The sequence below is a fragment of the Methylobacter sp. genome (assembly GCF_030680395.1).
Classification (GTDB): domain Bacteria; phylum Pseudomonadota; class Gammaproteobacteria; order Methylococcales; family Methylomonadaceae; genus Methylobacter_A.
Window position 1 is genome coordinate 423,791 of record NZ_JAUXVR010000007.1, and the last position, 21,800, is coordinate 445,590.

The 21,800-nt window shown below is 46.6% G+C and carries 18 protein-coding genes; 12 read left to right on the plus strand and 6 right to left on the minus strand.

Features of this window, described 5'->3' with window-relative positions; translation table 11 throughout:
• The first annotated feature begins 65 nt into the window (after positions 1–65).
• From Q8L79_RS04580 to trmL, 7 genes are all read left to right on the plus strand, one after another.
• Positions 66–1,118, plus strand: a complete 1,053-nt coding sequence (locus Q8L79_RS04580) for a protoglobin domain-containing protein (RefSeq protein WP_305268359.1) — start codon at positions 66–68, stop codon at positions 1,116–1,118.
• The gene (locus tag Q8L79_RS04585) at positions 1,115–1,393 is read left to right on the plus strand and encodes a circadian clock KaiB family protein (protein WP_305268360.1); all 279 of its coding nucleotides are present in this window, start codon (positions 1,115–1,117) and stop codon (positions 1,391–1,393) included. Before Q8L79_RS04580 ends, Q8L79_RS04585 begins: the two co-directional genes overlap by 4 nt.
• Positions 1,386–2,900: a circadian clock protein KaiC gene (gene kaiC / locus Q8L79_RS04590; RefSeq protein WP_305268362.1), complete on the plus strand. Its 1,515-nt coding sequence runs from the start codon at positions 1,386–1,388 to the stop codon at positions 2,898–2,900. Before Q8L79_RS04585 ends, kaiC begins: the two co-directional genes overlap by 8 nt.
• Positions 2,900–5,326, plus strand: a complete 2,427-nt coding sequence (locus Q8L79_RS04595; protein WP_305268363.1) for an EAL domain-containing protein — start codon at positions 2,900–2,902, stop codon at positions 5,324–5,326. The genes kaiC and Q8L79_RS04595 overlap by 1 nt, the downstream gene beginning before the upstream one ends.
• Before the next feature lie 297 nt (positions 5,327–5,623).
• Positions 5,624–6,874: a dicarboxylate/amino acid:cation symporter gene (locus tag Q8L79_RS04600; protein ID WP_305268364.1), complete on the plus strand. Its 1,251-nt coding sequence runs from the start codon at positions 5,624–5,626 to the stop codon at positions 6,872–6,874.
• A 112-nt stretch (positions 6,875–6,986) separates the two neighbouring features.
• The gene (locus Q8L79_RS04605) at positions 6,987–9,488 is read left to right on the plus strand and encodes a glycogen/starch/alpha-glucan phosphorylase (RefSeq protein WP_305268368.1); all 2,502 of its coding nucleotides are present in this window, start codon (positions 6,987–6,989) and stop codon (positions 9,486–9,488) included.
• A gap of 2 nt (positions 9,489–9,490) precedes the next feature.
• Positions 9,491–9,967, plus strand: coding sequence for a tRNA (uridine(34)/cytosine(34)/5-carboxymethylaminomethyluridine(34)-2'-O)-methyltransferase TrmL (gene trmL / locus Q8L79_RS04610; RefSeq protein ID WP_305268371.1), 477 nt, complete (start codon positions 9,491–9,493; stop codon positions 9,965–9,967).
• Between the two features lie 276 nt (positions 9,968–10,243).
• Here trmL and Q8L79_RS04615 read toward each other — a convergent pair whose 3' ends face one another.
• The 4 genes from Q8L79_RS04615 to Q8L79_RS04630 are packed head-to-tail and all read right to left on the minus strand — an operon-like array spanning position 10,244 to position 12,569.
• A complete protein-coding gene (locus Q8L79_RS04615; RefSeq protein WP_305268373.1) occupies positions 10,244–11,242 on the minus strand; it encodes an NAD(P)H-dependent glycerol-3-phosphate dehydrogenase in 999 nt (332 codons plus the stop codon).
• Between the two features lie 8 nt (positions 11,243–11,250).
• Complete coding sequence (gene secB / locus Q8L79_RS04620) at positions 11,251–11,718, minus strand: protein-export chaperone SecB (protein WP_305268375.1); 468 nt, start codon at positions 11,716–11,718, stop codon at positions 11,251–11,253.
• Between the two features lie 52 nt (positions 11,719–11,770).
• Positions 11,771–12,214, minus strand: coding sequence for a rhodanese-like domain-containing protein (locus tag Q8L79_RS04625; protein ID WP_305268430.1), 444 nt, complete (start codon positions 12,212–12,214; stop codon positions 11,771–11,773).
• A gap of 40 nt (positions 12,215–12,254) precedes the next feature.
• Positions 12,255–12,569 (minus strand): helix-turn-helix transcriptional regulator, encoded by a 315-nt coding sequence (locus tag Q8L79_RS04630; RefSeq protein WP_305268377.1) that lies wholly within the window; start codon positions 12,567–12,569, stop codon positions 12,255–12,257.
• Between the two features lie 275 nt (positions 12,570–12,844).
• Here Q8L79_RS04630 and gpmI point away from each other — a divergent pair, with 275 nt between their 5' ends.
• The 4 genes from gpmI (at position 12,845) to Q8L79_RS04650 (ending at position 18,081) form a co-directional block, all read left to right on the plus strand.
• Positions 12,845–14,389 carry a 2,3-bisphosphoglycerate-independent phosphoglycerate mutase gene (gpmI, locus tag Q8L79_RS04635; protein WP_305268379.1) on the plus strand — a complete coding sequence of 515 codons (1,545 nt, stop codon included), beginning with the start codon at positions 12,845–12,847 and terminating at the stop codon, positions 14,387–14,389.
• Positions 14,382–15,623, plus strand: coding sequence for a murein hydrolase activator EnvC (locus Q8L79_RS04640; protein ID WP_305268381.1), 1,242 nt, complete (start codon positions 14,382–14,384; stop codon positions 15,621–15,623). Before gpmI ends, Q8L79_RS04640 begins: the two co-directional genes overlap by 8 nt.
• Positions 15,624–15,692: 69 nt before the next feature.
• Positions 15,693–17,006: a S41 family peptidase gene (locus Q8L79_RS04645; RefSeq protein ID WP_305268383.1), complete on the plus strand. Its 1,314-nt coding sequence runs from the start codon at positions 15,693–15,695 to the stop codon at positions 17,004–17,006.
• A gap of 421 nt (positions 17,007–17,427) precedes the next feature.
• Positions 17,428–18,081, plus strand: a complete 654-nt coding sequence (locus Q8L79_RS04650) for a hypothetical protein (RefSeq protein WP_305268384.1) — start codon at positions 17,428–17,430, stop codon at positions 18,079–18,081.
• A 70-nt stretch (positions 18,082–18,151) separates the two neighbouring features.
• Here Q8L79_RS04650 and Q8L79_RS04655 read toward each other — a convergent pair whose 3' ends face one another.
• On the minus strand, positions 18,152–18,604 hold the full coding sequence (locus Q8L79_RS04655) for a DUF934 domain-containing protein (protein ID WP_305268386.1): 453 nt from the start codon (positions 18,602–18,604) through the stop codon (positions 18,152–18,154).
• Positions 18,591–20,243 (minus strand): nitrite/sulfite reductase, encoded by a 1,653-nt coding sequence (locus Q8L79_RS04660; RefSeq protein ID WP_305268387.1) that lies wholly within the window; start codon positions 20,241–20,243, stop codon positions 18,591–18,593. Before Q8L79_RS04660 ends, Q8L79_RS04655 begins: the two co-directional genes overlap by 14 nt.
• A gap of 175 nt (positions 20,244–20,418) precedes the next feature.
• Between Q8L79_RS04660 and nhaD the strand changes: the two genes are divergently transcribed.
• The gene (gene nhaD / locus Q8L79_RS04665; RefSeq protein ID WP_305268389.1) at positions 20,419–21,762 is read left to right on the plus strand and encodes a sodium:proton antiporter NhaD; all 1,344 of its coding nucleotides are present in this window, start codon (positions 20,419–20,421) and stop codon (positions 21,760–21,762) included.
• Positions 21,763–21,800: the final 38 nt, after the last annotated feature.

The following is a 21,800-nucleotide window of genomic DNA, read 5'->3' on the forward strand; positions in this document are numbered from 1 at the left end:
TTAGCCGCGTAAAATTTAATTACTTGTTTTATGCCATTTTTCATCTTAATAGCCGTATTCTTCAAATGAAAGAATCATCTAATCAAATAGGCGATGTTCCCTCCGATTTCGCTATAGATGAGGCAGAGGTGGAGCTACGAAAATCCTTCTTTTGTTTTGGCGAACAAGACGCAAATTATCTTAAATCCCTCCACGATCCTTTCACACGTAATCTGCAACAACGCTTCACTAATGCTTTTTATGCGCATTTACAGCATTTTGATGAACCTCGCGAACTCTTAGCCGATGAAGACACGGTAGCGCGGCTAAAACTCAGCCAGTCCGCTTATTTCCACAGTCTTACCGCAGGAGATTACGGGGTTGAGTATGTACACGGTCGCTTAAAGGTCGGCGTCTCTCATGAACGTCTAGGGCTTTCTCCTCATTGGTATATTGGCGCTTATTGTCAATATCTTACGGTTCTTTTGCCGGAAGTCTGGGCTCTTTTCAGCGACCAGCCGGAACGCTTTATCGCTACTTGGCAGGCTTTGCAAAAACTGGTGCTTTTCGATATTAGTCTTGCCATGGAAACATACGTCGAAGCGGCATGTCAACGTTTGACGGCTGAACATGACCGAGTGGAACTTGTGCGCCATGAAGCACAATCCCATGCAGAAAGGCTTGAGCAACAGGCAATAGAGATTCAACGTCTGTCATCTATTATTGGACTGCCTTCCACAGCGATAACTGCGCGATTTTATGGCTGTAAGACTTTGCACGAAGACAATCCAGATATCTTCGAAACTTTTTCCACTCGTTACGGACAATTGTTGGACTTGGCTGTGAACGCAGCGAAAGAAAAAACTGATTTAAAGTTAGACAAGGAATTACGCGCTTTAGTCGATCGCTTGGGTTTATTGAAAGCCGGACCGCGCGATGTGGTAGAGATTCATAGCGTGGTTATGAAGAAAAAGCTTGCTGAGCCCACGCAGCATTCGCAACTCTATTTGGATGAGGGGCGAGTTATGGCATTCGAAATGCTAGGCTATCTGACGTCCTTTTATCGAAAATTTTATTTGCGTCCACACGATGACAGCAGCGTGGCTTATTTGACCGGGAATAACACAACATCACAATGAAAACTTACTTGATGACTCTTTTTGTAACTGGGGATAGTCCACGCTCGGAACGTGCTTTACATAATCTGATTGAGCTTTGTGATAAAGCTATGCCGGGTAATTATTCGCTTAATATTATCGATGTCCTGGAGCAACCGAACCTGGCGGAAGAAGAAAAAATATTCGCCACCCCTACTCTGATTAAACGAACCCCTAGTCCGACCCGTCGTATTATCGGAGACCTGTCTGATTATAATAAAGTCTTGCTTGGGCTTGGAGTGACAAATTATGAATGAGGGATTACAGATAGAAAAATTGCCAATAGGTCTGGCCGGTTTTGATCTGGTTTCCAATGGCGGTTTGCCGAAGGGCCGCACCACGTTGATAGCCGGTACTTCGGGCAGCGCCAAAACAGTGTTTGCTGCGCAATTTCTTGTTGAAGGCATTGTTAAAGCCGGCGAGTGCGGAGTATTCGTAACTTTTGAAGAAGCCGCCGAGGATATCCGCCGCAATATGATGTCTCTGGGCTGGGATATTAGTGAATTCGAAAGTAACGGCCAATGGTTATTTGTGGACGCTTCGCCCCATCCTGAAATAATGACGGAAGTCATCGGTGACTTTGATTTTGGCGCCTTATTGGCGCGTATTGAATATGCTGTAAAAAAGGTGAACGCGAAACGCATCTCTTTGGATTCATTGGGAGCTGTCTTTTCTCATTTCACCAACGCATCGGTTGTGCGCCACGAGCTGTTCCGCATCGCCACAGCCATTAAGCATCTTGGCGTCACAGCGTTGATGACGGCAGAACGTACCAGCGAATACGGGGACATTGCCCGTTATAACGTGGAAGAGTTCGTCGCCGATAACGTGATCATCTTACGTAATGTATTAGATGATGCCAAGCGCCGACGCACTTTGGAAATACTCAAATTTCGCGGTACATCGCATCAGAAGGGTGAATTTCCTTTTTGCGTCATTCCCGGCGAAGGCGTGGTTGTTATACCGTTGTCCTCTATTCAGCTTAAGCAACGTTCTTCCGGTATACGTATTACTTCCGGCAACACCGAGTTAGACAATATGTGTGGCAGCGGTTACTTTCGAGACTCCATCGTTCTGGTGTCCGGGGCGACCGGTACCGGCAAAACGATGATGACGGCTCAATTCATGGCCGGCGGTGCGCGTAATGATGAGCGTTGCCTCATTTTCGCGTTTGAAGAGTCTCGTGAGCAGTTGATCCGCAATGCGACTGGCTGGGGCGTGGACTTTGAACAAATGGAGCAGGATGGCAAATTCAAAATAGTCTGTGAATATCCCGAAGTCGGTAGTCTGGAAGACCATTTTATTTCGATGAAGGCCGAAATCGATGCTTTCAAGCCCAACCGGCTTGCTGTGGACAGCCTCTCCGCCCTGGAGCGGGTATCAACCGTTAAAAGCTTCCGCGAATTCCTTATCGGGTTAACATCCTATATCAAGCACCAGGAAATCGCCGGTATGTTTACCGCGACTACGCCAACGCTTACTGGTGGCACATCAGTTACCGAAGAGCACATTTCCACTCTGACTGACAGCATTGTTCTGTTGCGCTATGTGGAAATGCGCGGCGAAATGCGACGCGGGATTACTGTGCTCAAAATGCGCGGTTCCAATCATGATAAAGACATTCGCGAATATCAAATTGTTGATGGCAAAGGAATGGTTATAGGCAAACCCTTCCGTCATATTGGCGGCATTCTGGTGGGCAACCCTACTTATGTTGCTCCTGATGAGATCGATCGTATAACCGGTCTGTTCAAGGACGAATAATGTCTCGTATTGATCAATCTCCGGTGCATCTTGCTGATGATGCGGAGTATCTGAGCCAGCTTGCCTATCACAGCGCTGACGGTTCTTTGGTTGTCGATCACGAGGGCGACGTGTTGTTCGCCAATCCCGCTGCGGAAAAGCTTTTTGGGCGCTACGGGGATGAATTGGTTAACAATCCTTTCGGTTTTCCGGTGGTGGATGGGGATCGCACTGAAGTTGATATTCTTCGAGCGGACGGCACCACCACCGTAGCCGAGATGCGTGTTACCGAGGTAACACGGGATGGGCAGGCTTTGTTTGTCGTGACTCTGCGTGACACTACAGAACGCAAACACAGGGAAGAGCTGTTACGTATATTCAAGCGCGCCGTCAATTGCAGTAACAACGGCATACTTATTACCGATGCTTCGCAACAGGATCACCCACTGGTCTACGTCAATCCGGCCTTTGAGCGTATAACCGGTTATGAGTCGGCTGAAGCATTGGGTCGCGAGGTGTTTTTTATGCCTCATAACGACCAGGACGAGCCCGAAGTAGAGCGCTTGCGCAAAGCATTGCTCGAACAGCGTGAAGAAAAGGCACTATTGCGCAATTACCGCAAAAACGGAGTGCTATTCTGGAACGGATTGCACATAGCTCCGGTGTTGGACGATGAAGACAAAATCACTCACTACGTTTGCATCCAAAATGACCTGACCGAACTCAAAGAGGCTGAGCAGCGCGGACGTTTGGCTGCGCGCGTTTTTGAGCACACGTCCGAGGGTATTATTATTACTGACCTTGAGTCTCATATTGTGGACATAAACCCGGCCTTTACGTTGGTTACCGGCTACGAGCGAGATGAAGTCATCGGTAAAAATCCGAATATTCTCAGCTCACACTGGCAGGAACCTACGTTCTACAAAGAAATGTGGGAGACGATCCAAAAAGCCGGGCAATGGCAGGGCGAAATTTGGAACAGACGCAAAAACGGCGAGACCTATGCTGAATGGCTGAGTATTTGCGCCATCAAGGATGAGCACGGTCAGACGGTTAATTATGTCGGTCAATTTTCCGATATTACCGTACGTAAGCAAATGGAAGAAGGCTTGCATCGCATGGCTTATTACGACGATCTCACCCGCCTGCCTAACCGAAGCATGCTATGGGAAAATTTGCGCTTAGCTATTGCCAGGTCAGAGCGTCAGAACAGCAAAGTGGCGCTGATGTTTGTTGACCTAGACCGCTTTAAAATCGTTAATGATACGTTAGGCCATCATGTCGGAGACATGCTGATCGCCGCTGTTGCACGGCGTTTAAAAGAATCTATGCGCGATGGCGATTTTGTCGCTCGGTTGGGCGGCGATGAATTCACAGTCGTGTTGGAAGATTGTGCGGATAATTCGGCTGTCGCCACCACCGCACAAAAGATTGTTGATGCGTTGCATCTGCCGTTTCAACTGGAGGGGCATGAGGTCTTTATCAGCAGCAGTATCGGTATCAGTTTATTTCCCGACGATGCGAGCGACTTAAACGCGCTACTTATTTCAGCGGACAGCACCATGTATCGCGCTAAGGAGATGGGTGGCGATAATTACCAGTTTTATTCCGAGAAAGTACGCATTCCGGCCAAGGACCGCCTGAGCCTGGAAAACGAACTGCGGCATGCTTTGGCCCGCGATGAATTACGCGTTTATTACCAGCCTATAGTCGATGTACGAAGCGGATTGATCATCAGTGCGGAGGCGCTATTGCGCTGGCAGCACCCCGAACGAGGGCTGGTCTCGCCTGATAATTTCATTCCGTTAGCGGAAGAAACCGGATTGATTGTGCCTATCGGAGAATGGGTGTTGCACACCGTCAGCGCCCAGTCCAAGGTATGGCGCGAGAACTTGGGTATTAACATACCGATTGCTGTCAATTTGTCGGGGCGGCAACTGTTAAATCAGAGTTCTTCCTTCGACTCACTGGTACAAATCGTTAAGGAAGCCAGCTTATCTTCAATTCGACTTTATTTTGAAATAACCGAAAGCGTTCTGATTGATTATGGCAAATCGGCGCATACGCTGTTGGAATCATTAAAGGATCATGGAATAGGACTTATGCTTGACGATTTTGGCACCGGCTATTCGTCGCTGACCCATCTTAGGCGCTTTCCTATAGATGGCGTGAAGATCGACCGCTCTTTTGTCAGCAACCTGGAAAACGACCCTAACGATGCCGCCATCGTCAAAGCCATTCTCGTCATGGCTCAAAGCCTTGGTTTGAGGGTGGTGGCGGAAGGTGTGGAAACGGAGCAACAGCGATTGTTTTTGGCGGAGTACGAAGGTATCGAAGGACAGGGGTTCTATTTCAGCCGACCGGTTTGCGTCACGGAAATGACTGAGCTGTTGACGCGCGGCTCTCTTGCTGAGCCGCTCTCTCTTCGAAAGAATAACGAAGTCTGAAAAAAACCTCCCCCGCGCCTCTCGTCCACTTGGCAAGTGGGGGTAGAGTTCGGCCGTTTTTATTCCAAATTCGTACGTAACATTAAGGCTGTTAAACAGTGTCTGATATTTTCCAGCTTCATTTTTTAGCGGGCTACGAGCGTAAATAACATGGGCGGGCGGCTCACTTTTCTGCCCAATATATTGGGTTAGTTAGCGTCGTCCGTCATACGGCTGACAGCACCTTCAGCCGCAAGCTCGGTTGTTAGCTGTTTTGAACAATGACTCGATTCTGCATTCAACTAAGGTACTTTGTTTATGACGACTCACACCCAGCGGCCCAATCGCCAAACAGTCTATGTCGCAGTGGCTCTGGTGCTCGGTATCATCGTTGGCGAACTGCTTAGCCTAACGCTTGGTGGCGTTGAACCTCATTCCGCTTTAAAGCCGATTATCGGGATTTTCTCCGCACTGACCGATATTTTCCTGCGTCTGGTCAAGATGATTATCGCGCCGCTGGTTTTTTCCACGCTGGTGGTGGGCATGGCCAAAATGGGCGATATTCACACTGTCGGGCGGGTCGGCCTCAAGGCGATGTTGTGGTTTTTCTCTGCTTCTGTTTTCAGTCTGTTGTTGGGGATGTTGCTGGTGAACTGGTTCGAACCGGGTAGCTCGCTGCACATGGCGCTGCCTGATATTGGGGCGGAAACGGGGTTGCCCCAGGCTACGCCGACACTGAGCAATTTTGTCTCGCACATGTTTCCAAAAAGCATCATCGAAGCCATGGCGGCCAATGAGATTTTGCAGATCGTGGTGTTCTCCATGTTCTTTGGCGTGGCCTGCGCCTCGCTGGGCGAATTGGCTCATCCGACTGTCAAGCTACTTGATTCACTGACGCACATCATGTTGAAAGTCACCGGCTACGTGATGCATGTCGCACCGGTTGCAGTGTTTTCGGCGGTGGCCTCGGTTATCGCGCAAAACGGCATCGGCGTATTGGCGTCTTACGGACGCTTTATCGGGGAGTTTTATTTAGGATTGTTGTTGCTGTGCGCTACGCTGGGTTTCGTCGGCTTTTTGATTCTGGGGCACAAAATTCTGTCCCTGATTCGGCATATCCGCGAACCGATGCTGCTGGCTTTCGGCACAGCCAGCAGCGAGAGCGCTTACCCGAAACTGTTACAACAACTGGAGCGCTTCGGTTGCGATGAGAAAGTCTGCGGGCTGGTGCTGCCGCTGGGTTATTCGTTCAACCTTGACGGCAGCATGATGTACATGACCTTTGCCGTACTGTTTATCGCCCAGGCCTACGGCATCGATATGGCGCTGGGCGATCAGCTCATTATGCTGTTGGTGTTGTTGTTCACCAGCAAGGGCGTGGCCGGTGTGCCCAGGGCCTCGTTAATCGTTATTGCGGCCACGCTGTCGATGTTTCATATCCCTGAGGCCGGTTTGCTGTTGCTGCTGGCTGTTGATCAGGTTCTGGATATGGGGCGTAGCGCGACCAATGTATTCGGTAATAGTATCGCTGCAGCACTCGTCAGTCGCTGGGAAAAAACCTTGCGATAGGATTTTTGATGTTTGGCAAAAGTAAAGTAAGGCAAGAGCAACGGAATATTTTGGCTAAATAAAAAAAAGTAGTTAACATCACTCTAAATATCAACTCTGTAATATAGAAAATATGCCGCATAGAAGCTTTAAAACCAGTAAACCAAAATCCACAATTACCATGCTCCCTGATTTGGGCATGAGTGAACAGCACCTTGTGGAAGATTTCAAGCGTTATTACAGCCATCGTCTGGGCAGGGATGAACACAATACTTCGCCGCATTATGCCTATGAGGCATTGTCGATGGCTATTTGCGACCGACTTATTGAGCGGTGGAAAAGAACCTTCAATACTTACAAAGAAACCGATTGTAAGAGAGCCTATTATTTGTCGATGGAATTTTTAATGGGCCGCACCTTAAGTAATGCCATGCTGAATTTGGGCCTTAATGAGACGGTTGAGCAAGCCATGTACGATTTGGGGCTTGAGATTGAAGAGCTGATTGAAAGCGAGCCGGATGCGGGTTTGGGCAATGGTGGCTTAGGGCGTTTAGCGGCCTGTTTTATCGATAGTTGTGCGACCTTGCAGCTGCCGGTGACCGGATACGGTTTACGTTATGAATATGGCATGTTTTCGCAGGATATTGTTAATGGCGAGCAGGTGGAAAAACCGGATCATTGGTTGCGTAACGGCAATGTGTGGGAAATTGAACGTCCCGAATACACTGTCAGGATTAAATTTGGCGGACATACCGAGTCGCATATTGATGAGATCGGCAATAAAAGGACGAGCTGGGTAGAGACGCAAGATATACTCGCGGTTCCTTACGATACGCCGATTCCGGGATACCGGAACGGTACGGTGAACACCTTGCGTTTATGGAAAGCCCAAGCCACAGAAGAGTTTAATTTACAGGAGTTTAATGCCGGTGATTACGCAGAATCGGTAGCGGCAAAAAATACCGCTGAAAATATTACCATGGTGCTGTATCCGAATGACGCCAATGAAAACGGCAAGGCACTGCGTCTGCGTCAGCAATATTTGCTTGCTTCCGCCAGCTTGCAGGATGTGATCGGTACTTGGGTTGGCCGCCATGGTAATGACTTTTCCGAGTTTGCGGCGAAAAATACCTTTCAGCTAAACGATACGCATCCCAGCATAGCAGTAGCGGAATTAATGCGTCTGTTGTTGGATGTTCACGGTTTGGTCTGGGATGACGCCTGGGCTATTACCCGTAAGACGATGGCCTATACCAACCATACCTTGTTGCCGGAAGCGCTGGAACGGTGGTCGGTTAATCTGTTCAGGCAGTTATTGCCAAGACTGATGGAGATCATCTTCGATATTAATGCCCATTTTATGGCTGAAGTTTCTGCACACTGGCCGGGCGATACCGGCCGGTTAACCCGCATGTCTATTATCGAAGAAGGCGGCGAGCAATACGTCAGAATGGCCTATCTGGCAATAGTCGGCAGCTATTCGGTTAACGGCGTTGCCGCGTTGCATTCGAAATTATTGCAGCAAGGCTTGTTTCGTGATTTTTATGAGTTCTGGCCGAGCAAATTCAACAATAAAACCAATGGAGTTACCCCGCGTCGTTGGCTCGCGGCATGTAATCCGGAGTTAGCCGAACTGATCACAGCAACCATAGGCGATGGCTGGTTAACGGACTTGTCGTTGCTAAAGAAGCTTGAACCCTTTGCCGAAGACAAGAAGTTTCGCAAGCGCTGGCGTGAAATCAAGCAAGACGCCAAGCAAAAGCTGATTGATTTTAAGAAGCTTGAACATGATGTCGATTTTAACGTGGACGCGATTTTTGATGTACAAGTCAAGCGTGTTCATGAATATAAACGTCAACTGTTGAATGTGCTGCATGTGATCCATCTGTATGACCGCATTAAGCGCGGCGATACGGCGAATTGGACGGATCGCTGCGTATTGATCGGCGGAAAAGCTGCACCGGGCTATTACATGGCGAAAAAAATCATCAAGCTGATGAATAATGTCTCCAGCGTCGTTAATTCAGATCCTGATGTGGGTAGGAAATTAAAGTTGGTTTTCCTGCCTAATTATCGGGTTTCCGCGATGGAAAAAATCTGTCCGGGCGCGGATCTTTCCGAACAAATTTCGACCGCCGGAAAGGAAGCGTCAGGCACCGGCAATATGAAGTTTATGATGAACGGCGCGTTGACTATCGGCACGCTGGACGGGGCTAATATTGAAATTCGTGAAGAAGTCGGAGATGAGAATTTTTTCCTGTTTGGTTTGACCGAAGAGCAGGTTCAAGAAATGAGCCATCACTATGACCCTAATGCAATTATCAATCAGGATGAGGATTTACTAAGGGTCATTAGGCTGCTTGAGTGCGGGCATTTTAACCAATTTGAGCCGGGACTTTTTGACGACATTTTGGCGTCAATAAAAAGTCCTCATGATCCATGGATGACGGCAGCCGATTTCCGTAGCTTTATCGATGCACAAAAGCGAGTGGAAGCGGCTTACAAGGATCAGGATCATTGGATCAAAATGAGTATTTTAAACTGCGCCGCTAGCGGCAAGTTTTCTACCGATCGAACTATCACTGATTACAACAACGAAATCTGGAAACTGATGCCGGTCAGTATCAAGTTCTGAGCGTGTTCCATATTGTTTTATATGAACCTGAAATTCCCGCTAATACCGGGAATATTATCCGTTTATGTGCAAATTCCGGCATGCAGTTGCATTTGATCAAGCCGCTGGGTTTTGAATTGGATGACAAGAAATTGCGCAGGGCAGGGCTGGATTATCATGAATGGGTAGCAGTAAAAGAGCACGATTCATTGGCTGATTTTGTGCTTAGCATTAAGCCGGGGCGGATGTTTGCGCTGACCACCAAAGGCGCGAAAATATACAGCGAGGTGAGTTTTCAGCCTGAGGATGCTTTTTTGTTCGGTCCCGAGACACGCGGCTTGCCTGCAACTGTGTTAGATGAACTGGGCTCCGAGCGGTGCTTGTATTTGCCGATGCGGGCAGAAAGCCGGAGTCTGAATTTGTCCAATACCGTTTCTATTGTTCTGTATGAGGCTTGGCGGCAGATGGATTTTGCAGGTGCGATAATCAAACAGGTATAAAGATTATCACCATGAAGGGCATGAAGTTTTATTTCTTCGTGTCTCGGCAACTGCTAAGTTACATGGATGTAATGAATGCAGGAGCATTTTTCTGCCCTGCGTTGCTCTCGGTTGCTGTTCCAGACGCAATTCTACTTCCCCGCCCTTGGAATCGTACCTCCTGCATAACCCACAGGGATGTGAGGAATGCAGAGAAATGACGGGATCATTTCCTGTCCATGCAGTCGTTCGTGGTGAATAAAAAGCTTTTAATTGCTCAGTCTAATGAAAGAATTTCTAAGACTCGGCTTTTTGTTCGCGAGCCAGCAGGTTTTGTACGGCTGCCAGAGGAGCCAAACCTTCATATAAAACTTTGTAGGTTTGTTCGGTAATCGGCATGTCGACGCCGTATTTTTTAGCGAGTAAAAAGGTTTCTTTTGCCGCTGAAATGCCTTCAATTTCCTGGCCGATTTCCTTTATGGCGGCAATTGTGTCTTTGCCCTGTCCCAAGGCTAACCCAAAACGCCGATTTCTGGATTGGTTGTCGGTGCAGGTTAAAATAAGGTCGCCTAAGCCTGCCAGTCCCATAAAGGTTTCCTGTTTGCCTCCAAGTTTGACGCCGAGACGAATGATTTCATTTAATCCCCGTGTAATCAGCGCTGCTCGGGTGTTGGCGCCAAAGCCCAAGCCATCGGCAATACCGGCGGCTATTGCCATGACGTTCTTTACTGCTCCGCCGACTTCTACGCCAATCAGATCCGAGTTAGTATAAGTTCGAAAACGTTCACTATGCAGGATGTCGGCCAGAAGGCCTGCAAAATCCGGTTGGGATGAAGCAATAGTAATGGCTGTCGGTAGACCGGCCGCCACTTCACCTGCAAAACTGGGGCCTGAAAGCAAGGCCGCCGGCGTTTGCGCAGAAAATATATCGGCTACAACTTCATGAAGCAAGGAGCCGTTATCAGGATTAAATCCTTTGGTTGCCCACGCTATTTGTACGTTACTGGATAGATACGTTTTGAGCTTAAGCAGGGTATCTTTGAATGCGTGGCTGGGTACCGAAACCAGCATCAGGCTACTGAAGTCTGCGACTTCGGCCAAGTTGGAAGTCAGGGTGAGGTTTTCAGGAAAAACCAGTCCGGGTAAATAGCGTTTGTTTTCACGATCTTGTGTAAGCGATGCCATGTGTTCCGGATTATGACCCCATAATAACGTCTGGCAGCCATTTCTGGCGGCCAGAATTGCCAGAGCCGTTCCCCATGAGCCTGCACCCAGGATGGCTATTTTCTTATTCATCGAGCGGATTAATTGATGGTGTCAGAACCGGGCGCTTGTTGTGCTTGCTGTAAATGTTGTGAGTATAAGGCGTCAAAATTTACCGGGGCTAAAAGCATTTGCGGAAAGCCGCCTTTGGTGACGAGGTCGGAAATAGCCTCTCTTGCGTAAGGAAACAGAATGTTGGGGCAGAAACTGCCAACCATCGGTCCCATTTCTGCATCCGTAAAACCGCTTAAAGAGAAAATTCCTGCCTGATTGACTTCAACAAGATAGGCTGTTGCGTCGCCGTTTTTTACGGTGATGGTTACCGCGAGGGCTACTTCATACATTGAATTTTCTAAAGGCGCAACATGGGTGCCCAGATTAAAGTCGACAGTGGGTTCCCATTTTTCGGTAAATACTTTAGGCGAGTTAGGTGTCTCAAAAGACATGTCTTTAGTATAAATTTTTTGGATGGAAAATTGTTTTTCTACTGCGTTGGTTTCTTCAGTCATGATGGATTTCTATGAGTAGGGTTTAATATGATTGCTGCTTCCAAAGCACAGCTTAGTTTTTGTGCTTGCCGGCCGACTTTATAGGTAGTTTGTAATCGTTTTCCCAAGCTTGCATGCCGCCGGTAATAACGAAAACCTGCTCAAATCCTGCTTTAGTTAATATTTTTCCGGCCGATGCTGAGCGTGTTCCTGTTTGGCAGGCTATAAGGACAGGTTTGTTTCTGTGTGTTTCAAGTTTTGACAGGTGAGCGGGCAAATTGCCCAATGGGGTGTTGATTGCGTTTTCAATATGGCCTTTAAGAAACTCGTCCGGTTCGCGTACATCGATAACAATTGTATCGCTATCGTTCATTTTTGCGACAGCCAGCAAGGGAGAAACGGCACCAAATTTTTTGAATGCAGTATCGAATAATTCCTGGATTAATAAATAAGTAACTACTGCCAGAGCGAGAGATAATATGTAGTGATTTAAAATGAATTCTAGATAACGGTCCATGGATAAATTTGTAAAGTTAAGTGAATGAAGAAAAGATGAATTAGTGATTAGAGCAGAAGACATCCCGCATCATTTTAATGAGCAACAGCATACGGGCGTCGTCAATAAAATAATAAACGCGGTTGGCTTGTTTTTTAGAGCCAAGAATTTTTTTTTCCCTGAGAATTGCCAGATGCTGGGAAATATTGCTCTGACTGGTGCCAACCTGATCGACAATTTGTTGTACGCAGATTGAATCATTGCCCAGAACGCATAATATTTTTAAACGCAATGGGTGTGACATTGCTTTTAAGCAGAGGGCTGCTTGGGCTATATCCGTATCGTTGTACAAATTGTGCGGATTTTTAATTTTCATAGGTCTGCTTAATATTTCTGGTTTATTGAATCTGATTAAAAAGAACCCGTGAAGAATTATTTATACACAACTGTTGTCAACGTGTATTAATATAATGACTACTTGATTATGTGATTGGCATGTTGCCAAAATACGAAAAACCAGTAAATCTGGCAAAATAATACATCACTACGACCATTTTGGGTAATGAAGAATCAAATGGAGTACAAAGTGATTTATTTTGTATGGGGGGTAGTGATGCGGATTTTTTTTAGTATCGGGAGATAAATTTAAAGATGGTAAATCGACCAAAGCCGGTGGTATTGCTGATCCTTGACGGATTCGGTTACACGTTGGACAAAGAATACAATGCCATTGCAATGGCTAACACACCTTGTTGGGATAAATTGCAGAAAGACTGTCCCATGACGCTGCTCAGTTGCTCCGGCGCTGTCGTAGGATTGCCGGGCGGACAGATGGGCAACTCAGAGGTTGGGCATGTTCATATAGGCACCGGCCGTTATGTTCCTCAGGATTTTTCTAAGGTTAATGATGCAATAATTGACGGCAGTTTCTATTTAAATCCGGTTCTTTGTCGATCCGTTGATCTTGCCAAAGAAAAAAATAAAGCCTTGCATATCATGGGATTGCTCTCGCCTGGTGGCGTACATAGTCATGAAGAGCAGATTGCTGCGATGGTCGAGTTAGCGGCCAAACGGGGCCTGGATAAAATTTATCTGCATGCTTTTTTAGATGGACGAGATGTTCCGCCCAAGAGTGCAATGGCTTCCCTTGAGTTGCTGAATGCAAAATTTGCGGCGCTAGGCGTCGGTCGTATTGCCTCAATTGTGGGCCGTTTCTATGCGATGGACAGAGATAATCGCTGGGATCGTGTAAAACAGGCCTATGACCTGATTGCAAAAGGTGAGGCTGCTTTTAGTGCGGACTCTGCGCTACAAGGGTTGGAAGCGGCTTATGAACGAGGTGAAACGGATGAGTTCGTTTTACCGACAGCTATTTTGGATTCAGAGCATCGGGCGGTCGCTCTTGATCCTGAAGACTCGGTGGTGTTTATGAATTTTCGGGCGGATCGTGCCCGCGAAATTTCTGTAGCACTAACGGCAACAACATTCGATGCATTTGATAGGAACCGTGCACCTCACGCTGGCTATTACTGTACTTTAACGGAATATCAGCAGGATTTTGATTATGATGTGGCCTATCCTCCGACTGATATAAAAAACGGTCTTGGCGAGTATTTATCGAAGTTGGGCATGACCCAGTTGCGGTTGGCGGAAACTGAAAAATACGCCCATGTCACGTTTTTCCTTAATGGTGGCATAGATGCCGCTTTTCCTGGAGAAGACAGAATATTAGTGCCTTCTCCGAAGGTCAGAACCTATGATTTACAGCCCGAAATGAATGCAGCAGAGGTTACTGATCATTTGGTTGCAGCCATTACCGGCGGTAAATATGATGTCATTATATGTAATTATGCTAATTGCGATATGGTGGGACATACCGGCATAATGGATGCGGCAATTTTGGCCGTGGAAGCGGTCGACTCTTCATTACAGCGCGTAGTTGACGCCTTAAAGTCGGTGGGCGGGCAGATGTTGATAACCGCCGATCACGGCAATATTGAGCAAATGGTCGATAAAGAAACCGGACAGCCCCACACAGCGCACACTACAAATCCCGTGCCTTTGGTTTATGTTGGAGGGGACAAGCCATTAGACGCAGGCGGTAGTTTGTCGGACTTGGCTCCAACAGTACTGGCAATGTTAGGGGTTGAGCAACCTGTTGAAATGACTGGTCGATCGCTTATCAAATTTGTTTAATCCGTGGATGAGAAAGAAGCTGTTTTTTTGTTTTTTGCTGAGTGCGTTCGTTCATGAGGGTAGCGCGGAAATCTCGGAAAAAAACGAAGAGCTAACTGAAGTTCAATCGGGTATTAAAGCGGCCGACCAAAATATGCAGCGTATTCAGCTGCAAAAAAATACTTTAAATACGCAGTTGGGTGAAGTTGAGAAACTCTACGGAAGGACGGCCGCTTTATTAAAGACATTGCAAGGTCAGGTTGAGCAAAAACGACAGAATTTGAGTAAAATCCGACAGGAAAAACAGAATCTTCAGGATGAAGTCGCTAAACAGAACAAAGAATTAGCGGGCCAAATAAAGGCTGCCTACGCAATGGGGCAAAAGGAACAATTAAAACTGCTGCTTAATCAACAAGATCCTGCATTATCCAGTCGAATGCTGGTGTATTACGATTATCTTAATAAGGCCCGCCTGACAAAACTGGCCGGCATTTCGGAGTCTGTGCAGCATTTGGATCGGCTTGGTAAGCAGCAGCAGCAGGAAACCGAGCTTTTAGAGAAAAATCTTGAGCAAAAGAAATCGGAACAGATAGCTGTAGACGGTGTTAGAAAACGAAGAGCTAAATTGTTGACGCAACTAAAAAGTGACTTTTCTTCCAACGAACAACAAATAATTCATTTGAAAGAAAGTGAAAATAAGCTGAAAAATCTGGTATCTTCATTGCAAAGATCGACCAATGATCTTACTTTTGAAGTTGAGCAAACAAAAAAATTGCACAAAACCGCTGAGTCTCCGTCAGACGAACCTGCCAAAGACTTACCGGATTCCAGGGATGATTTTCCTAAGCTTAAGGGTGACTTTTATTCACTGAAGGGTCAACTACCTTGGCCTGTCAAGGGGCGGTTGACTAATAAGTTCGGTAGTGTGCGAGCCGAGAGTACTGAAAGTATTTGGGACGGTGTGTTAATTAACGCCAGCGAGGGAACAGAGATACGTGCGATTACCAGCGGGAAAGTAGTTTTTTCTGATTGGCTACGCGGATATGGATTGTTGGTTATTATTGATCACGGTAATGGGTATATGACCCTTTACGCCTTTAATCAGAGTTTATATCGGCAGGTTGGTGAGTGGGTAGATGTTGGCGAAGTCATTGCTTCCGTTGGGCAAAGCGGTGGTCGTAGTCATTCCGGGTTGTATTTTGGGATACGCAGCAAAGGTAAGCCGGTTGATCCGCTTGAGTGGTGCCGAAAGTAATCGGAATCAAGTTAGTAGCTGTTTAATGGCCATGTTTTAGGAAATCGAGTATTTGGAGTTTTAAGGTACATGTTAAAAAAGAAAAATATTTTCATTTTGTCCTTAGGGATTATGTTGGGTGTTTTTATGGGCATCTGCGGCAGCGTCTTTGCCGAGCGTGATAATGCTGAACCTGTAGCGGATACAGCGGAAGCTCTGCCCTATGAGGACTTACGCACATTCACGGAAATTTTTGGCCGAATTAAAAGGGATTATGTTGAGCCCGTTTCTGACAAAAAGTTATTGGAAGATGCCATTCGAGGCATGCTGAGCGGGCTTGATCCTCATTCCGCTTATTTGATTGCTGAGGAATATCAGGAATTAAAAGAAGGCACAACCGGCCAGTTCGGTGGCTTGGGCATTGAAGTTACAATGGAAAACGGCTTTGTTAAAGTGGTTTCCCCTATTGACGATACCCCAGCCCAAAGAGCAGGTATTAAAACCGGAGACCTGATTGTCAGGCTTGATGATCAACCGGTAAAAGGCATGACCTTGGCTGATGCCGTCAAACTTATGCGTGGCGAACCGGGTAGCAAGATTTTGCTCACGGTTATTCGTGAAGGGGTGGAGGCTCCTTTAAAAATAAGTATAACCAGGGATGTTATAAAAGTTAAAAGTGTGAAAAACCGGATGCTGGAAAAAGGTTACGGTTATGTACGCATCAGTAGTTTTCAATCCGGAACAGGAGAAAGCCTTAAAGAGGCTCTAGCCTCGTTGAAAAAGGAAAACACAGGCAGTCTAAAGGGCTTGGTACTTGATTTAAGAAATAATCCAGGCGGGGTGTTGAATGCGGCAGTTGAGGTGAGTGACGCCTTTATAAAGAGCGGTCTCATTGTTTACACTGAAGGGCGTATTGAAAACTCGGAAATGCGCTTTAATGCCGCTCCTGATGATCTTATTGACGGTGCGCCGATGGTGGTATTGATTAATGCTGGTTCCGCGTCGGCCTCTGAAATTGTTGCCGGAGCCTTGCAGGATCAAAAACGCGCGGTCATTATGGGCGAGAAATCGTTCGGTAAAGGTTCGGTGCAGACTATATTGCCAACCAGCAATGGTTCTGCAGTCAAGTTGACCACAGCCAGATACTACACGCCTTCAGGCCGCTCTATCCAGGCTGAGGGTATTGAGCCGGACATCACCTTGGCTCGCGTCAAGCTGGAGTCATTGGAAAAAACGGAGTTCAAGCCGGTCAAGGAAGCCGATTTGTCGCATCATTTGCAAAACGGCAAAGCTAAAGAGGGTAAGGAAGAGGCCCTGGAGAAAGAGAAAGAAGCTTTGGAAAAAGATTATCCTTTGTATCAGGCGCTGACCTTGTTGAAAGGCATTAGTTTTATGAAAAAATAAGCTTTAACTTGTTGCGGTAATCAAAAGCCCGGGTTTTGGCAGACAATATTGTTTGCTGGGATCCGGGTTTTTTATGCATTGAATTTGCTGGGGCGAGATTGCGATTTGGGTATGGGTATGGTTGAAAAATTGCTATTTAAAGGGTGGTTATAGCATCATGGCTAACGGATTTTCGGGGTAGCTTTTCGCCTTGGATTGAAAATTAATTTGCACCTAAAAAGGTGTTCTCTTTATGTTAGCAACCACAAATAAGGACTATCCCAGCATGAAGGTATTTCTAAGCTGGTCTGGCGAACTAAGCCATAAGACTGCGGTTATTTTTCGGGACTGGTTACCCTCTGTAATTCAATCAATCGTTCCCTATGTGTCGTCAGAAGACATTGACGAAGGTGCAAGGTGGAGCACTGATATTGCGAAATAGTTGGACAACGCCACGTTTGGAATTCTGTGCGTAACGAAGGAGAACGTACATGCTCCTTGGCTTACGTTTGAAGCAGGGGCGCTTTCAAAGACAATGGAAAAGGCGGCTGTTAGCCCATTTTTATTCGACATCAAGCGATCAGAGGTTAGCGGCCCAATACTACAATTTCAGTCCACGATATTTGAAAAGGAAGACTTAAAGAAACTTATTTCTTCGCTTAATAGAGCTTGCGGCACAGAGATGCTTTCTGACGAGCGCCTCGAAAAAGCGTTTTCAGTTTGGTATCCTACTCTTGAGGAGCAGCTAAATAGCCTACTTCAAAATAGACCATTAGTACCCGAGGTCGACAAAGAAGATGAGTCCATTGACTCGTCGAGCGAAATTTTGGAAGAAATTCTCGATCTAACGCGAAACAATCAGAAGTTACTCAGGAATCCAGATGGTGAATTCATCAAAGAGGTTGAATCCATCAAAGTCATGCTTGAAAAATTTGGCAAGCGATTGGTGGATTCCGATGGGGAGACCCGACGCCCTAGGCGCGACAGAAAGATGCATCCAATGATGCGAGAGATGTACATGCCTGACAAGGAAATGTGGATGATTGGTAGGGAAGTCCATCGCACATTAAAACGCTCACTTGAACGCTATCTATGAGCCGGTTCTGTAGGATGGGTAGAGCGTAGCGAAACCCATCACCTATGTGATGGGTTATGATATTCGTGGATTAACGAATCGATTTTTGATAATTGACGCTAAAGTCATTCAGGTTAGATAGCGCCATTGGTAGGTCTTCGGTCTTCTCAAGGCTGAACGCATTAACGCCGACACGAGATAAATAAAACACCTGATCCCGCATGAAGTGACCTGTTGCCCGGATTTCGCCTTGATAGTTATAACGGCCTCTGAGCAGCCAGGCATGGGAAAATATGCGGCCATCGGCAAAGGCCGGAAAATCCAGCTCGATTAATTGAATGTCATTTAAATCGGCTACGATGTCTTCAGCCGAATCGGTGGGGCCGATTCTAATGCCTATTTTCCTATCAGACTTAAGCAACAATTGCTTGTCTTTTTTCCAGCGGGCTAATGAAACGCTGATGTCGCCGTCTTTCAGTTCAGCATCATCGGCAATATAGCTCCAGCTGTCATCAATAATCTGATTGTCTTTAATTATTTGCATAGACTTGCTCTTTGAATGGGGTGATGCCAACGCGTTTTACCATGTCCAGAAAGGACTCATCATCCAGACGCTGCTTGATATAAACATCCAGTATGGTGGTAATGGCTTTAGTGACTTGGTCTTTGGCAATGGCAGGACCGAGCCGTTCGCCAATAGCCGCTTCGTTTTCCGAGGAACCGCCTAAAGTTAACTGATACCATTCCACGCCTTTTTTATCGACGCCCAGTATGCCGATGTGGCCGACGCTTTGGTGCGCGCAACCGTTCATGCAGCCGGACATGTTAATTTTTACATCGCCGATGTCGTGGAGGTAGTCCAGATCATCAAGCGCTTCATTGATTTCTTTAGTAACGCTAATAGTTCCGGCATTAGCGAGTGAGCAAAAATCGAGACCAGGGCAGCAAATGATATCGGTTGCGGTGCCGTTATTCGGTGTAGCCAGTTTCAGTGTATCGAGCTTTTGCCACAACGAGAATAGGTCCGCCTGTTTTACGTCGGCAAGAATAAGATTTTGTCTGTGCGTGCTTCTGACCTCGCCAAAGCTATATTGGTCGGCCAGATCGGCAACTGCATCAAGTTGCGTATCGGTGATGTCGCCCGGGGGGGAGTCCGGCGCTTTTAGCGATAGAAATACAGCGCGATAGCCGGGTATTTTGTGAACGGCGGTGTTGTATTTAACCCAGGTGGCAAAGGCTTTGTTTTCGAGATGATATTGCGCAAAGCTGGTATCTGGCGCGGCATTTGTTTCGTAGGCAGGCGGTGCAAATTGAGATTTGATGGCTTCAATGCGAGCGGCGTCAAGTTCCAGGTTATCCCGGATCAACAGCCATTCTTTTTCGACCAATTCGGAGAACTGCTCCATGCCGGATTCTTTAACCAGAATCTTAATACGTGCTTTGTATTTATTATCACGCCGCCCGAACAGGTTGTAAATACGAAGTATGGCTTCCAGATAAGACAGCAGGTGTTTCTTTTCCAGGTAGGGTTTGATGACTTGCCCAATGATAGGCGTGCGTCCTAAACCGCCGCCGACCAGTACTTTAAAGCCGATTTCACCTGTGTCATTTTTGACCAGATGCAGGCCTATGTCATGAAGTTGAGTCGCCGCACGATCATACTGTGCGCCGCTAACAGCAATCTTGAATTTGCGTGGCAAGTAGGCAAATTCTGGGTGCAGCGTTGTCCATTGCCGGATAATCTCGCAATAAGGACGAGGGTCTTCAATTTCATCAATACAAACACCGGCCAAGTGATCCGATGAGGTATTTCTCAGGCAATTGCCGCTGGTTTGGATGGCGTGCATTTGGACGCTGGCCAATTCTTCAAGAATGTCAGGAACTTGTTCCAGTTGAGGCCAATTAAACTGGACGTTTTGCCGGGTCGTAAAATGACAGTAGTTTTTGTCGTAAGTACGGGCAATGTGAGCCAGTTTCCTGATTTGTTTGGAGTTAAACAGGCCATAAGGGCCGGCTATCCGTAACATCGGGGCGTGAGTTTGCACATAGAGGCCATTCATTAAGCGCAATGCGCGAAATTGGTCGTCTGAAATTTGGCCTTTCAAAAAGCTTTCCGTCTGCCTTCTAAATTGGGCTACCCGTTGTTCAATGAGTGTTTGGTCGTCGTTATTATATTGGTACATAAATGAGCGCTGAGCGCTTGTATAGGCAATTAATTACAGCCAATAATCATATACTGTGGGTCATAAAATGACAAAGGTTATTGTATGATGCTAAGATTGTCCGCTAAATTTTGGGTGTTTTTGATTAATTTTTGAGATAAAAAGTTAGGGGGTTATTTTGTTGCGGTCATTGTTTATGTTGTTGTCTCTATTGCTATTGCCTGGAATGGCGATGGCGGGTGGTTTTGAAAGTCTCGGTTTGACGGGTACGGAACGGGGTATTTATACGGTTCTGATCTTTATCATTGCCTATGGCTTTGTTATGACCGAAGAATTTACCCATTTGCGCAAGTCCAAACCGGTTATTTTAGCGGCTGGTATTATTTGGGCAAATGCCGCTGTTTTAGCGTCTCAAGCTGGTGTTTCTGTCGAGGATATGCATGAAGCTTTCGAATACAATTTGAAAGAATATGCGGAGCTAATGTTGTTTTTGCTGGTAGCTATGACTTATATTAATTCAATGGCTGAGCGTAATGTGTTTGAGGCCTTGCGTTCCTGGCTAGTAAGAAGACAGTTTGGCTATCGCAAACTGTTTTTGATTACCGGTATTATTACATTCTTCTTGTCGGCTGTAGCTGATAACTTGACGGCGGCTTTATTGGTGGGCGCGGTGGTTATGGCGGTAGGTGCGGATAACCCCAAGTTTGTCAGTATCGGCTTCGTTAATTTAGTGGTTGCAGCTAATGCGGGGGGGGCGTTTTGCCCTTTCGGCGATATTACAACCTTGATGGTTTGGCAGGCTGAGTACGCTGAGTTTTTTGATTTCTTTAAGTTGTTTATTCCATCGGCGGTGAATTACGCAGTGCCGGCGGCGGTGATGTATTTTGCAGTACCCGATGAACAGCCTAAAGTCTCATCTGAAGCGGCAGTGCAATTAAAGCCGGGTGCGATTGTAATTTGTGTAATGTTTTTGCTAACTATCGTTACGGCGGTAAGTTTTAAGCAGGCCCTGCATTTGCCACCGTTTATGGGTATGATGGTTGGTCTTTCTGCGCTGATGTTTTATGGTTATCGTTTGAAAACGTATTATTCCATTGAAGGCGAAGAGAGCTTTGATATTTTCAACAAAGTGCGTCATGCCGAATGGGATACCTTGTTGTTTTTCTTTGGCGTCGTATTTGCCGTGGGCGGTTTAGGCTATATCGGTTATCTTGAGCTGTTGTCCGGCGCTATGTACGATGGCTTAGGCGCAACAACAGCAAATATTTTAGTGGGTGTGATTTCGGCGATTGTTGATAATATCCCTGTTATGTTTGCGGTGCTAAATATGAATCTGGACATGGATTTATATCAATGGCTATTGGTGACGCTGACTGCCGGTGTTGGTGGTTCGTTATTATCAGTTGGCTCTGCTGCTGGCGTGGCTTTGATGGGACAGTCGGACCATAAGTATACATTTTTTAGTCATTTAAAGTGGACGCCTGCAATTGCTGGCGGTTACGTAGCAAGTATTGTTGCCCATTATCTAATTAATGGTTGATAGCTCAAGTGAGCACTGCACTTCTTGTGCAGTGCTCG

Bases quoted from the DNA above. Each gene is read 5' to 3' on its own strand.
- Q8L79_RS04580 (WP_305268359.1), top strand. From the start codon at position 66: ATGAAAGAATCATCTAATCAAATAGGCGATGTTCCCTCCGATTTCGCT.
- Q8L79_RS04585 (WP_305268360.1), top strand. From the start codon at position 1,115: ATGAAAACTTACTTGATGACTCTTTTTGTAACTGGGGATAGTCCACGC.
- kaiC (WP_305268362.1), top strand. From the start codon at position 1,386: ATGAATGAGGGATTACAGATAGAAAAATTGCCAATAGGTCTGGCCGGT.
- Q8L79_RS04595 (WP_305268363.1), top strand. From the start codon at position 2,900: ATGTCTCGTATTGATCAATCTCCGGTGCATCTTGCTGATGATGCGGAG.
- Q8L79_RS04600 (WP_305268364.1), top strand. From the start codon at position 5,624: ATGACGACTCACACCCAGCGGCCCAATCGCCAAACAGTCTATGTCGCA.
- Q8L79_RS04605 (WP_305268368.1), top strand. From the start codon at position 6,987: ATGCCGCATAGAAGCTTTAAAACCAGTAAACCAAAATCCACAATTACC.
- Q8L79_RS04615 (WP_305268373.1), bottom strand. From the start codon at position 11,242: ATGAATAAGAAAATAGCCATCCTGGGTGCAGGCTCATGGGGAACGGCT.
- secB (WP_305268375.1), bottom strand. From the start codon at position 11,718: ATGACTGAAGAAACCAACGCAGTAGAAAAACAATTTTCCATCCAAAAA.
- Q8L79_RS04625 (WP_305268430.1), bottom strand. From the start codon at position 12,214: ATGGACCGTTATCTAGAATTCATTTTAAATCACTACATATTATCTCTC.
- Q8L79_RS04630 (WP_305268377.1), bottom strand. From the start codon at position 12,569: ATGAAAATTAAAAATCCGCACAATTTGTACAACGATACGGATATAGCC.
- gpmI (WP_305268379.1), top strand. From the start codon at position 12,845: ATGGTAAATCGACCAAAGCCGGTGGTATTGCTGATCCTTGACGGATTC.
- Q8L79_RS04645 (WP_305268383.1), top strand. From the start codon at position 15,693: ATGTTAAAAAAGAAAAATATTTTCATTTTGTCCTTAGGGATTATGTTG.
- Q8L79_RS04655 (WP_305268386.1), bottom strand. From the start codon at position 18,604: ATGCAAATAATTAAAGACAATCAGATTATTGATGACAGCTGGAGCTAT.
- Q8L79_RS04660 (WP_305268387.1), bottom strand. From the start codon at position 20,243: ATGTACCAATATAATAACGACGACCAAACACTCATTGAACAACGGGTA.
- nhaD (WP_305268389.1), top strand. From the start codon at position 20,419: ATGTTGTTGTCTCTATTGCTATTGCCTGGAATGGCGATGGCGGGTGGT.